13 protein-coding genes are annotated in these 13055 nt (G+C 70.6%); 10 read left to right on the forward strand and 3 right to left on the reverse strand.

What is annotated here, in order from left to right:
• Positions 1 to 23: 23 nt before the first annotated feature.
• The 10 genes from ACFXGX_RS36780 to ACFXGX_RS36825 all read left to right on the forward strand — a co-directional run bounded on the left by ACFXGX_RS36780 (position 24) and on the right by ACFXGX_RS36825 (position 8969).
• Entirely contained in the window at positions 24 to 236 is a 213-nt protein-coding gene (locus tag ACFXGX_RS36780) for a DUF4291 family protein (RefSeq protein ID WP_384800680.1), read from the forward strand.
• A 39-nt stretch (positions 237 to 275) separates the two neighbouring features.
• Positions 276 to 629, forward strand: a complete 354-nt coding sequence (locus ACFXGX_RS36785) for a DUF6247 family protein (protein WP_384800640.1) — start codon at positions 276 to 278, stop codon at positions 627 to 629.
• The gene (locus ACFXGX_RS36790) at positions 626 to 898 is read left to right on the forward strand and encodes a hypothetical protein (protein ID WP_384800643.1); all 273 of its coding nucleotides are present in this window, start codon (positions 626 to 628) and stop codon (positions 896 to 898) included. Before ACFXGX_RS36785 ends, ACFXGX_RS36790 begins: the two co-directional genes overlap by 4 nt.
• A gap of 347 nt (positions 899 to 1245) precedes the next feature.
• Positions 1246 to 2124 (forward strand): CPBP family intramembrane glutamic endopeptidase, encoded by an 879-nt coding sequence (locus ACFXGX_RS36795; RefSeq protein ID WP_384800646.1) that lies wholly within the window; start codon positions 1246 to 1248, stop codon positions 2122 to 2124.
• A 25-nt stretch (positions 2125 to 2149) separates the two neighbouring features.
• Positions 2150 to 3382: a sensor histidine kinase gene (locus tag ACFXGX_RS36800; protein WP_384800649.1), complete on the forward strand. Its 1233-nt coding sequence runs from the start codon at positions 2150 to 2152 to the stop codon at positions 3380 to 3382.
• Between the two features lie 4 nt (positions 3383 to 3386).
• A complete protein-coding gene (locus ACFXGX_RS36805; protein ID WP_384800652.1) occupies positions 3387 to 4079 on the forward strand; it encodes a response regulator in 693 nt (230 codons plus the stop codon).
• A gap of 133 nt (positions 4080 to 4212) precedes the next feature.
• Positions 4213 to 5112, forward strand: coding sequence for a phosphotransferase family protein (locus tag ACFXGX_RS36810; protein ID WP_384800656.1), 900 nt, complete (start codon positions 4213 to 4215; stop codon positions 5110 to 5112).
• A 233-nt stretch (positions 5113 to 5345) separates the two neighbouring features.
• Positions 5346 to 6215: an arpA protein gene (locus ACFXGX_RS36815; RefSeq protein WP_384800659.1), complete on the forward strand. Its 870-nt coding sequence runs from the start codon at positions 5346 to 5348 to the stop codon at positions 6213 to 6215.
• Positions 6216 to 6303: 88 nt separating this feature from the next.
• A complete protein-coding gene (locus ACFXGX_RS36820) occupies positions 6304 to 7149 on the forward strand; it encodes a class I SAM-dependent methyltransferase (RefSeq protein WP_384800662.1) in 846 nt (281 codons plus the stop codon).
• Positions 7146 to 8969, forward strand: coding sequence for a choline/carnitine O-acyltransferase (locus ACFXGX_RS36825; RefSeq protein WP_384800665.1), 1824 nt, complete (start codon positions 7146 to 7148; stop codon positions 8967 to 8969). The genes ACFXGX_RS36820 and ACFXGX_RS36825 overlap by 4 nt, the downstream gene beginning before the upstream one ends.
• A gap of 105 nt (positions 8970 to 9074) precedes the next feature.
• On the opposite strand, the gene ACFXGX_RS36830 is transcribed toward ACFXGX_RS36825, so the two are convergent.
• The 3 genes from ACFXGX_RS36830 to ACFXGX_RS36840 all read right to left on the reverse strand — a co-directional run.
• Positions 9075 to 9794: a helical backbone metal receptor gene (locus ACFXGX_RS36830; RefSeq protein ID WP_384800668.1), complete on the reverse strand. Its 720-nt coding sequence runs from the start codon at positions 9792 to 9794 to the stop codon at positions 9075 to 9077.
• Positions 9795 to 9899: 105 nt separating this feature from the next.
• Entirely contained in the window at positions 9900 to 10481 is a 582-nt protein-coding gene (locus ACFXGX_RS36835; protein ID WP_384800671.1) for a helix-turn-helix domain-containing protein, read from the reverse strand.
• Positions 10482 to 11198: 717 nt separating this feature from the next.
• The coding region (locus tag ACFXGX_RS36840) for a glycine betaine ABC transporter substrate-binding protein (protein ID WP_384800674.1) at positions 11199 to 13055 on the reverse strand (1857 nt) is incomplete at its 5' end.

Raw genomic sequence — 13055 nt, forward strand, 5'->3', positions numbered from 1 at the left:
ACACCTTCCACCGGGAGCCGGACCTGGCCGCCGTCCGAGAGGGGCGTTCCCGCACCATGCGGAAACGGGACAGGATGACGTGGATCAAGCCGAGCTTTCTGTGGATGGTCTACCGCTCCGGTTGGGGTACGAAGGAGGGTCAGGAGACCGTTCTGGCCGTCGAGATCAGTCGCGAGGGCGCTGAATCGCTTCTCCCTCACTCGTTCGAGCGGAGCGAAAGTGCTCCTGCCCGCTAGGCTGAGGCGTGGGACAGAATCGCGCCCATGGGAGCAGCCATGACCACCTCAGCCGCTGAGCAACCACTCATCCCTCAGCCGCCCGCAACGGTCACCGCGCTACGGCAGGCCATCAGTCAGATCGCACCTGCCTCGCTCCCCGCCTTCACGCGGGAGCTGGACCAGGCCGCCGACCAGTCCCGGCAGGGCTCCGATCTTGCCCCTCTCCGGCGATTCATCACCCAGTGGGCCGTCTATGTCCATATCCAACGCCAGCCCGGTCTGGCAGCAGATTTCCGCCGCTGGGAGAACACCGCTGAAGCGGGCGACGCCAGGCAGGCACGACAGGCCGCCGCCGAGATCGGACGACTTCTCGACGAGGCTCACACGGCCGTCGGTCTATCAACCCGGTGAGCACGGACTGGCACTGGGAATACGACCCTGATGACGACCATGTGGCAGGCGGCCTCCCCGCCCACGTCGTGACGGAAGTCGAACGCCTGGCCGACCAACTCATCGACCTCGCCAGTACGGGAATCGACGTCAGCGATCTCGGCAACGGCCCAAGACCGGGCGGTCTACGTCGCATGGACGCTGCCGGCGGATGGTTCTACTTCCTCGTGGCCCCGCGCGAGCCACTCATCATCATCGTCCGCATCGTTCCCCCGTTCGACGCTCTGTAGCGACTGCACCGGCAGTCCCTCCTTCCGGGAGCCGTCCTGGACGAGACCGGATATCGGCCTCCGGGGCCGTAGCTGCCACGGACCAGCAGCCGCAAGAGGTCTGTGAACACGGCTTGACATGGATCATGCGATACCGCCGCCTGTCGCGAGACTACGAAGCCCTGCCCCAGCGATCGCGGGCGATGATCCACCGGTACCTCCCCTGGATGGGCGGGCGCGCGGGTGGCGCATCCCCCTTGAGAGCTACAGGGATTGTCCATGTGGGGGTGACTCGCGGACGTCGGCGGGTTCCTAGCGTGGTTGTCAGGTCGCCATCGGTGCGACCACCATCACCAGGGGAGGCCACGATGGGCACGACGTCCACCGCACCGCACGGCACAGGATCCGGTCCGGACGAAGAGGGCGACGGGCGGGGCGGCCGTTTCGGCCGGATCGTTCGGTCTCCACTCGGCTGGATGCTGACGGGCATGGTCGGTGTCGGTCTCGTCTCGGGCCTGACCGCGACGGGTCCCGGTCCGGTGCCGGCGCTGGGAGCGGCTGCCGCGGTGGCCGTGTACTGGGCGGTCATGCGTTTCGTCGCACGACGCTCCACGCCGGAGATCGCCCGGCATGGGGCCGGCCGGGAGTTACTGCTCGGCGGCGGGATCGGCCTGGGCTTCATCCTCGTGTCCGCGCTCCTGATCACGGCTCTCGGGGGCTACTCGTTCTCCTGGGCGGGCAACGGCTTCGTGTCGGTCGTGTGGTCCGCGGTCATGGTGCAGATCGGCGCGGCGGTCACCGAGGAGTTGCTGTTCCGTGGTCTCGCCCTGCAGGCCCTGGAGCAGTTGTGGGGCAGCCGGGCCGCCGTCGCGATCACCGGGCTGTTCTTCGGCGTCGCCCACCTGGGGGCTCCCGGAGCCAATGGGTGGAGCGCGGTGGCGATCGCTCTCGAGGCGGGCGCCATGCTCGGTGCCGCGTTCCTGTGGCGGCGCAGCATCTGGTTCGTCGTGGGTCTGCACTTCGCCTGGAACACTGTCGAGCAGTTGCTCGGCATCCCGGTCTCCGGACACACCCCCGCGGGTCTGTACACCGTCGACGTCCATGGTTCCGCCCTGCTGACCGGCGGCGGATTCGGGCTGGAGGCGTCGATCGTGCCCATCGTCATCAGCGTACTGATCACCGTCTCGATGGCCGTCCTCGCCCACCGGCGCGGCGGTCTGCTGCCCCGGCGGCGGGCCCGGCACTGAGACAGGTCGACTGGAGGAATCGGAAGTGAAGTCCCGTCAGGCACTCTGGAGTCCCTCGCTGTTCCGGGTACCACTCGACCGGTGGAGCGAGCGGGATGCCTCCGTCAAGGACGGCGTGCTTGCTCTGGTGCTCGCCCTGCTGGCCTTCGTGCCGACCCTGTCGAACATCGGAGGGCAGATCGGCGATCTGCCCGAGCGGCCGGCGAACGCGCTGGGCATCGGGCTGGTCCTGGCCCAGACCCTGCCGTCGGCGGCCCGCCGCCGGTGGCCCGCCGCCTGTCTGGCCGTCGTCGCGGGCGCGTTCGCCGTGCACCAGGCGCTGGGCTTCGCGACGACGTTCGGGAGCGTGGGGCTGTATCTCGCCCTGTACTCCGCCGGGGCCCATCAGGTCGGCCTCCGCCGCGCCGTGGCCGTCGTGGCGAGCGCGGCCTACGCCGTACTGGCCGTCGTCCTGCACCACCTCGGCTCACCGCAGGGAATCCCGGACTATCTCGCGTTCTATCTGACTCTGGCCGCGATCTGGCTGGTGGGGGGTGCCGTACGCATGCGGCGAGGGGAAGAAGCGGAGCGGCGGCGGCTGGCCGCCGAGGTGGCCACGGCCGCCGAGCGGGCACGGATCGCCCGCGAACTGCACGACGTGGTCACCCATCATGTGACGGCCATGGTGGTCCAGTCCGACGCGGCGCAGTTCCTGCTCACGTCCGCGCCGGAACGGGCCGGGGAGGGACTGGTGGCCGTCAGCGACACCGGCCGTCGGGCTCTGACGGAACTGCGGTACCTGCTCGGTGTGCTGGAGGCGACCGGTGAGTCCGCGGTCGCCGACCCGGCGCGGGCGGACCGGGCCCCGGCCCTGGGGCGGGTGTCAGACCTGGTCGAACAGGCCCGCAGGTCGGGTCAGCCGGTCGAGTTCGGCGAGCGGGGCGAGCGGCGGGCGCGGTCCGTGGACGTGGAGCTGGCCACGTACCGCGTGGTGCAGGAGGCGCTCACGAACGCGATGAGGCACGCGTCCGGGCAGATGACACACGTCCTGGTCCGGCATCACGAGGAGCACGTCGAGATCAAGGTGACGACCGACGCGCCCGCCGCCTCCCCGGCGACCGTGCCGGTCACGCGGAGGCCTGGCCCGGCGGGCGGACGGGGTCTGGCCGGATTACGTGCACGGGTGAGGATGCTCGATGGTGAACTGGAGGCCGGAGCCCGGCCCGAGGGCGGGTTCGAGGTCCGTGCGACGATTCCGTCCCAGCCCGTTCAGGAGTGACCCCGTGAGCGATGCGCCGCAACCCGTCCGTGTACTCGTCTGCGACGACCAGGCGCTGGTGCGGACCGGCTACGTCACCATCTTCTCCGCGCAGCCCGACATCGAGGTCGTCGGGGAGGCCGAGAACGGGCACGCGGCGGTGGAAGCGGCACGGCGGCTGCGGCCCGACGTGGTGGTGATGGACATCCGGATGCCCCTGCTCGACGGCATCCAGGCGACCCGGCAACTGGCCGGTCCCGATGCCCGGGTCCCGCCGAAGGTGCTGGTCGTCACCACGTTCAACGTCGATGCCTACGTCTACGACGCGCTGCGGGCCGGAGCCAGCGGCTTCCTCCTCAAGGACGCGCCTCCCGCGGAGCTGGTGAACGGGATCCGTACGGTCGCCCGGGGCGAGGCCCTGCTGGCGCCCGCCGTCACCCGCCATCTGATTGGTCACTTCGCCGAACACCTGCGGCCGGCCGACACCTCCCGGCAGGCCAGGGAAGACCTCGTACGCGCGCTGGCCCCCCGCGAGCTGGACGTGCTCCGGCAGATCGCCGAGGGGCTGTCGAACGCGGAGATCGCCGCGGCGTTGTTCATCACCCCCGAGACGGTCAAGACCTACGTTTCGCGGATCCTGGCCAAACTCGGCCTGCGCGACCGGGTCCAGGCGGTCGTCCTCGCCTACCGGGTCGGGCTGATCCCGGCGGCCGACTGACCGGGGCCGACCCTGCCGCGCCCGGCCCGGGTCATGCCGTCCCCGCGAAGGTCTGTGAACGTGGGTCGACTTGGGTCACCCAGCAGAATGCACAGACCCTTTTCCGTGCCTGGAGGGATGCCATACTCGGCACATGACCAGTCGCAGCCGCGACCGCCTCGCCGATGTCCACGGCGTCGTGGTCACGCACATGCGCGACTATCGGATCGACTCCGTCGTGCCGCTCGGCGAGGGTCTGGACAACCTGGCGTACGAGGTCAACGGTGAGCTGATCGTGCGCTTCAGCAAGGAGCCCGACCTGGCACGGCGGACCGCCCTGGTGGGCCGCGAGGCCCGCGTGCTTGCCGCGGTGGCCGGGATCTCGCCGCTGCCCGTCCCCGAACCGACGTTCACGGTCGCGGAGCAGGGGTGTCTGGCGTACCGCAAGCTCCCCGGCGCGCCACTGCTGGACATGCCGCGACACCGGCGATCGGCCCACGGCGCGTCGATCGCCGCCACGCTCGGCGAACTGCTGACCGCGCTGCACGCTGTTCCGATCGAACGGCTGGCCGGTCTGGTGGACGCGGACCACCAGCCGCCGGCCGAGTGGCGGCATGAGGCCACGGAGAACTATGTGACGGTGGCCGGGCGGATACCGGCGGCGTACCGTCGGCCCGTCGAGGCGTTCTTGGATGCCGCACCACCGCACGATGAATGGACCCCGGCGTTCTCCCACAACGATCTGGGGATCGAACACGTTCTCATCGACCCGGTTGCGTGGACGGTGACCGGCATCATCGACTGGAGCGATGCGGCCATCGTCGATCCGGCCTACGACTTCGGGCTTCTCCACCGCGATCTCGGCCCTGCCGCCACCCGCGCCGCCATCAGCAGCTATCGAACCGACGCCAACGACCTCGCGGCTCTCGGCGAGCGCGCCCTGTTCTACGCCAGGTGCGGTGTCTTCGAGGACCTGGCCCACGGCATCGAGACGGAACAGGACAGATACGTCGACAAGAGCCTTGCCGCGATGCGATGGCTGTTTCCGCGCTAGCCGCCCACGCCGACCGAGCCTCGCTCAGGGTGCGCCTGCCCCCGCGGCACCTGCACGGCGACCGGCCCGTGTCGAGCCCGCGAACGCATGCTGGAGCACACAGTTGGGCAGTGTGACGTGTCACAGACAACGCGGCGTCACTGTGGGAACTTCAAGTGCCCGCCGTACCGGCCGAGTTGCTGAGGCACCGAAAGTGGGGTCCGGCCGGGCGGCCCGCGTGTGGAGAGGATCGAATGCGCTCTTTGGAAGCCCTGACGCTCGATCAGGTCGTCGACATGGCTCGCTATCCCCTGTCGGACCTCGCGGGCACCCGGGGACAGGCCGTGGTCTCCCGCGCCCGGCGCGAGCTGTCGGCTCTCGGCTGCACCGTGCTGCCGGACTTCATCCGCCCGTCGCTGCGCGATGTGCTGCGGCAGGAGTGCTCGGCCATCGCGCCCCGGGCGCACCACGACGTCGAGACGGTGAACGTCTACAACATCGCGGTGGACTCGGCGCTGCCGGAGGACCATCCGGGCCGGAGGACCTTCGAGCGGGGCAACGCGTTCGTCGCGCGGGACCGCATCCCCGCGGACTCGCTCATCAGCCGGCTCTACTCCGACACGGTGTTCCGGGACTTCGTCGCCCGCTGCTTCGAACTGCCGGAGCTGCACGAGCTGGCGGACCCGCTCTCCGGTCTGGTTCTCAACGTCGTCGCGCCGGGCATGGAACACCCCTGGCACTTCGACACCAACGAGTTCACCGTGAGCATGCTCACCCAACAGGCGCAGTCCGGCGGCGTCTTCGAGTACTGCCCGAACATCCGGACCGCGCGGGACGAGAACTTCGACGACGTCCGGGACGTGGTGGACGGCCGGGGCGAGCGGTTGACCCGGCGCCTCCCCCTGCAACCGGGCGACCTGCAATTGTTCAAAGGGCGCTACTCGCTGCACCGCGTGAGCCCGGTGCACGGCGGGATCGCGCGCCACTCCGCGATATTCGCCTACAGCGAGCGCCCCGGCGTCATCGGGAGCGTGGAACGGACCCGGCAGCTCTTCGGCCGGGTGCTGCCCGAGCACCTGGCGGCCGAGGGCCGGGCGGTCCGCGGCGACCGGCTCCTGGACTAGTTGCCTGCTTCGGCACTGGCGGGCGGCGAGAACGCGGTGCCGCCGTAGGCCAATTCCCCCTGCGCGATCCCACGGAGGAGTAAGCCCTGTGCGTTTCGACGTGACCGGAAAAGTCACACTCGACCACATCTACGACCAGCCCGATCCGCGAACCTACTTCAGGGTGCTGCGCCCGCTCGACTACGGCGTTCCGCAGCAGGCCAAGCCCTACTTCTCCAAGATCATCACGGAGTACCGGGAGTCCCGGCACGTCGCGGTCCCGAAAGTGCTGGACATCGGCTGCTCGTACGGAATCAACGCCGCCCTGCTCAAGTACGACGCGACCATGGACGAGCTGTACGCGCGCTACGGCGACGAGGCTCGTGCGGGTGAGAGCCGCGAGGCGCTGCTGGCCCGCGACCGGGAGCTGGCCCGGTCGCGCCGGCCCCCGCAGGCGATCCGCTTCGTCGGCCTCGACACCTCCGGCAGCGCGCTGTCCTACGCGCGTGAGGCCGGCTTCCTCGACGACGTGGTGCACGCCGACCTGGAGGAGCGCGAGCCCACGCCGCGACAGCGCGCCCAGCTCTCGGGTACGGACCTCGTGATCTCGACGGGCTGCATCGGCTACGTCACCGAGCGGACGCTCACGCGCGTCGTCCGGGCGCAGGGCGTCCACCGGCCCTGGATGGCGCACTTCGTGCTGCGGATGTTCCCGTTCGACCCCGTCGAAAGCGCGTTGGCGAGTCTGGGCTACCGGACCGTCCGCGTCGACGAGGTGTTCAGACAGCGGCGGTTCGCCTCCCCGCAGGAGCAGGCGCTCGTGCTCGACAGCATGTCGGCCGCGGGGGTGGATCCGCGGGGCCTGGAGGCGGAAGGCTGGCTGTACGCACAGCTCTACCTTTCCCGGCCGTACGACATCACAGGTACCGACGATCCGAATCGAGAACAGAGTTGAAGACCAGTCAGGATGGCTCGGACAACGCGACCTTCGCCCAGGAGGACAGCCTCCCGCGTGTGCCGTTGCCTACGCTGGAAGCGAGCTGCGAGAGGTTTCTCGCCTGGTGCACGCCCCTGCTGACCGCCGACGAGCGGTCGGCGACCGAGGCGGAGGTCGCCGCCTTCCTCCGACCCGGTGGCCCCGGCCGGGTGCTGCACGCCGCGCTGGAGGAATACGACACCACGGAGGGCGTGCAGAGCTGGCTCGACGTCTTCTGGCCGTACCGGTACCTGGGCCGCCGGGACCGGATCGCGCTCAACGCCAACTTCTTCTTCCTGTTCCGGGACTCCGGCCAGGCGCAGGTGGAGCGGGCGGCCGGGCTCGTCGCCGGGGCCCTCGACTACAAGCGGCGGCTCGATCAGGGGCTGATTCCACCGGTGGTGCAGCGTGGAGCGCCCCAGTCGATGGTGCAGAACAAGTTCCTGTTCTCCACCACGCGTATCCCCGGCGCGCGGCAGGACACCGTCCGCGCCCCCTACACCGAGGAGTGGCCCGGCCCGTCCGGGGCCCGGCACGTCGTGGTGTTCTTCCGGGGCAACATGTTCCGGCTGGACGTGCTGGGGCCGGACGGTGTCCCGCACAGCCTGGAGGACATCGAGGCGGGGCTGCGCGCCGTGATGAAGGCCGAACCGGCCGGCGCGGACACCTCGGTGGGCCATCTCACCACCATGGCCCGCGCGGAGTGGGCGGCCGCCCGGGAGTCCCTTCTCGCCTGCCACCCCCGCAACGCCGACGCCCTCGACGATGTCGAGACCGCGCTGTTCTGCGTCGCTCTGGAGGACTTCGCCCCCGCGGACGTCCAGGACGCCTGTGACCAGTTGCTGTACGGCGACCGCGGCAACCGCTGGTTCGACAAGGCCGTGTCCTTCGTCGTCTTCGCCGACGGACGGGCGGGCATCAACGTCGAGCACTGCGAGCTGGACGGGACGACGATCCTCACCTTCACCGACGCCCTCCTCGACACCCCTGCCGAGGAGCAGTCCCGGCGGTCCGGAGCCCGCTCCCAGGGGCTGCCCGCGCTGGAACCGATCGTGTTCGAACTGGACGACGCGCTGCGGGAACAGGCGCGCTCCGCAGCCGAGGCGTTCGCGGCGTACGGGGAGAACACCGCGACCAGCACGTTGTCGTTCGAGGACTTCGGCAGCGGCGCGGCGAAGGTGCTGGGGGTCTCGCCGGACGCGTTCGTCCAGGCCGCCTACCAGCTCGCCCACCAGCGCGCCAAGGGGCACCTGGGCGCCACGTACGAGTCGATCGCCACCCGGCAGTACCGGCACGGGCGGACCGAGGCGATGCGCGTCGTCACCCCCGAGATGCTGGCGTTCGTGGCGGCGATGGAGGACCCGGCGGCGGACGCGGACACCCGGCGCACCGCGTTCCGGGCGGCCACGGAGGCCCATGTGGCGCGCGCGAAGGCATGCCAGGCCGGGCAGGTTCCGGAGCAGCACCTGTGGGAGCTGGAGCTGATCCAGCGCCGGCGGGGCGCCGAGCTCGGGGTGACCGAGCAGCCGGCGCTGTACCGGACGCCGGGCTGGTCGACCATGCGGGACGACTACCTGAGCACGAGCTCCGCGCCGTCCGTCAACATCCAGTACTTCGGCTTCGGGTCGACCAGCAGCCAGTGCATCGGCATCGCCTATGTGCTGCTTCCCGAGCGGTTCAACCTCTACCTGAGCACGCCGTCGGCGGTCGCCGCGCAGATGCGGACGTTCGCCGACCGGCTCCGGGAGGCGATGGACGAACTCCGGGAGCTGCTGGCGTCCGGGCGGCCCAAGGACTGAACGGACCCGCCGCCGGACCGGACCTCCCGCTCGGGGACCACGGTCCGGCGGCCCGGCCGGCTCCCGTGGCCGAGCCCGTCCCGAACCGGGCCGCGAAGGCCCGGATCAGCGGTCGGCGAGCCCGAGCGCCGCGCCGAGGCGGGCCGGTGCCTCCGCCAGTGACGGGCCGTACCAGGTCAGCAGGCGGCCGTCGACGAGGGCGCAGGGCAGACCGGGGAAGGCCTCGGGGCCGTCGTCGGCCGTGAAGCGGTACGGCTCGTCGGGCAGGACCACGAGGTCGGCGCCCGACGCGGTCAGTTCGGTGACGGGGACGCGGGGGTAGCGCTCGGCGTGGTGCGCGTACGCGTTGTCGACGCTAAGCCTGGCCAGGACGTCTCCGGCGAAGGTGTCCCGGCCGAGCACCATCCAGGGCCGGCGCCAGACCGGCACGATCGCTGTCCTGCGGCGGTCCGGAGCGGCCGGCTCGGCCCAGGCGGCCTCCGCCGCGTCGAGCCAGCGCGGGCGGCCGCGCGCGCCGCAGGCGGCGAGCACCCGGTCCAGTTCGCGAAATGCACCCGGCACGTCCCGCACCTCGGTGACCAGTACCTCGATCCCCGCCTCCCGCAGCGCGGCCAGATCGGGCTCCCGGTTCTCCTCCTCGTTGGCGACGACGAGATCGGGCGCCAGCCGTACGACGGCGTCGACGTCGGGGTTCTTGGTGCCCCCGATCCGGGCGACGTCCAGGTCCGCCGGGTGGCTGCACCAGTCGGTGGCGCCGGCCAGGACGCCGGGCACGGACACGGCCACGGCCTCCGTCAGCGAGGGCACCAGGGACACCACCCGCATACCCGTCCCCCTCTCCCGCGCCGTCCTGTCCCCTGTCTCCCGCCATTCTCTCCCGCGCCGCCCACGCGCGCCGGGGCCGGGCCGGGTTCCCGTCGCCCGCGGGGCTCAGCGCTTGCCGAAGGAGTGCGGGTCCTCCACCGCGTCGATGTGGTCGGCGACCTCGACGACGACGACCCGGGTGTCCGGCACCGTGGCGCGCCAGCGGTGCCGCACACCGCCCGTCAGATAGAGCGTGTCGCCCCGGCCCAGCCGGTGCGCCCGTCCCTCCGCCTCGACCTCGACACCGCCGTCGGCGACGTACATCAACTTGTCGTTGCGGTGCTGGAGTTCACGGGCTTCCTCGTGGTCGCCGGTGAACTCGGTGGCGTGGAGCTGGTGGTGACCGCGCACCAGCGGGCGGGCGTGGGCCCCGGGCGTGAACTCGGCCCCGTCGTCTGCGCGCACGACGTCGACACTGCACGCCGGGTCGGCGGCGGCGAGGAGGTCGGCGGCCGTGGTGCCGAGGGCGTCGGCGACCCGCTCCAGGGAACTTCGGCTGGGCCGCGCCCGCTCGTTCTCCACCTGGCTGAGAAAGGGCACCGACAGGCCGCTGCGTTCGGACACGGCGGCGAGAGTGAGCCGCAGTGCCCGGCGTCGTCGCCGTACGGCCGCGCCCACCCGAAGGGGCTGTTCTTTTTGGTCGCCCATCGCTCCGGCTCCCTCCCTCGCGTCGTCGGTCCGCGAACCGTGCGGATTTCCGGCCCGCTGCTTCTGTTGAGTTGTTTGCACCCTACGCATGTTCGGCAAACCGTTTCATGGACCCGTCACATCGCTGTCACTTCGAGGGAGTGTGAGGGTTACAGTTCGCGCCACCGCGCGAGCCGTCGCGCGCCCGGCGCCGCCGCCCCCTCGTACGGGGCGAAAGGGCCGATCACAAGGTCGGGACCCTCCGCCAGGGCCCTCGGACGGCCGGATCGGATCCTGAAGTCCGTTGCTCTGGTGCGCAGTTGGTGGTGCGTCTCGGCCCGGGGCGCGCGCCGGCGGTCGGGGTCCGCCGTGTCCGCGCGCACGGAGCTGATGTGCGGCGGGCCTTCGGAGCCGTGCCCGGCGAGGGCCCGAACGAAGGGCGCACGCGGGCCGCACCGTGGCGCGGGAACGCGCCGGCGGGGTGCTGTCGTGCGCCGCGGCACGGTTGTCCGGATACCTCTCGTACGCCAGTACGCGACCTTCGGCGCCGTCGCCCGCGCGTGCGGACCGGCGGACGCCCGGACGGAAGGAGTCCGCGGGCCCGGAACACGACGAGGGGCGGTCCTCGTCGTCCGGGTCAAAGAACCCTGACGACGAGGACCACCCCTCGGAGTGAACCGTCCGACGCGCCCCGGCGTGGACGGCTCGTGCGTGCCCCGGCCGTGGACTGCTCGACCGCTACCGCGGAGTCATGCGTTCCACCATCTCCGGGTGCTCGTCGAGCCACGCGGTCACGGCTTCCTCCTCGTGCCCCTGGCCGCGCTGCTTGATCTCGCTCTCCAGGCTGCCGAGTTCGGCCTCACTCATCCTGAAGTCCTTGATCCACCCGGCCAGCTTCGGATACCGGCTCGGGAACTCCTCCGAGGCGACGGTCCGGATCGTGTTGCCCTCGCCGAACAGCTTCTTGTCGTCGGTGAGCTTGGTGAGCTTGTACTGGCTGTACGCCCAGTGCGGCGACCACAGCACGACCGCGACCGGCTTCTTCTGGGCATACGCGCGCTTCAGCTCGGCCAGCATCGCCGGCGTGGAGCCGTCGACGACCTCGTACTCCTTGTCCAGGCCGTAGCCCGGAAGCACCTTCTTCTTGAGGAGGTTCATCTCACCGGTGCCGGGCTCGATACCGATGATCTTTCCGCCGAAGGTCTTCGACCTGCCCTTGAGGTCGGCGAGGGAGCGGACGTCCTTCACGTACGAGGGGACCGCGATCTCCAGGGAGGTCGGTTCGTACCAGGTGCCCAGGTCCTTCAGGTGGTCCTTGTGCGCTTCCCAGTAGTTGGACTGGGCGTAGGGCAGCCAGGCGTCGAAGTTGAGGTCGAGGTCGCCGGAGGCCAGGCCGGTGTAGACCGGGCCGACGTCCATCTGCTTGAGGTCGATCGTGTAGCCGCGCCGGGCGAGCACGTTCTTCCAGAGATAGGTGACGGCGACGTCCTCGTCCCAGGGGAACCAGGCGACGTCCAGCGGACGCTTCGCCTCGGCGGGGGCGGCGGCGGCCTTCTTGACGGGGGCCAGCTCGCCGACGACCGAGGGATTCCTCTTCAGCCAGGCGCGCACGGCGTCCTGCTGCCTGCCCTTGCCGACCTTGTTGATCTCGGCTTCGAGGCCGGTGAGCTGCTTCTCGGTCAGCTTGAAGTCCTTCAGCCAGCGCCCGACGACCGGGTCGTCCTTCGCGAAGCCCTTCCGGGAGAGGGTGTGCACGCCGTCGCCCTTGCCCCAGGCGCCCTTCGGATCCTTGAGCTTCTTCAGCTTGTACTCGCTGTAGGCCCAGTGCGGCGACCAGAGCGTGGCGACGATCGGCTTCTTCGCGGCGTACGCGCGCTTCAGCTCGGCCAGCATCGCCGGCGTGGAGCTGTCGACGACCTCGTACTCCTTGTCGAGCCCGTACGCCTTGAGCACCTTGCTCTTGAGCAGGCCCATCATTCCGGCACTGGACTCGATGCCGGTGATCCTGCCGCCGAACTTCCCGGACTGCCCCTTGAGATCGTCGAGGGAGTCGATGCCCTTCATATAGGCGGGCACCGACAGCTCCAGGGACGTCGGGCCGTACCAGGAGCCCAGGTCGTCGAGCTGCTCGCCGTACTTCTTCCAGTACTCGGCGTGTGTGGTCGGCAGCCAGGAGTCGGTCTCGAAGTCGATGTCGCCCTGGGCGAGCGAGGTGTACAGCGGGCCGGCGTCGAACTGCTTGACGTCGACCTGGTAGCCGCGCTGCTCCAGGATCTCCTTCCAGAGGAAGGTGGAGGCGACGCCCTCGTCCCAGGGGATGTAGCCGATGGTGACCTTCCTGCCCTGGCCGACGTTCTCGCCGTCGGCGGCGGTGGCGGCCGTGCCCCCGCCGCCGAGGACGCCCATCCCGCCCGCGACGAGCGCGAGCACGACGACGCCCGCCATGGCCACGACGGGACGGGGGCGGTACGACCAGATCCGCAGGCCCCGCGCGGCGCGTGCCTTGGCCGCGGGGCGGCCGGCGGCCCGGGCGTCCCGGGGGCGGCGCGCGCCCCGCAAAAACGGGCCGGTAATACCGAGGCATGAACAACACAC

The sequence above is a fragment of the Streptomyces sp. NPDC059371 genome, assembly GCF_042751995.1.
Taxonomy (GTDB): Bacteria; Actinomycetota; Actinomycetes; order Streptomycetales; family Streptomycetaceae; genus Streptomyces.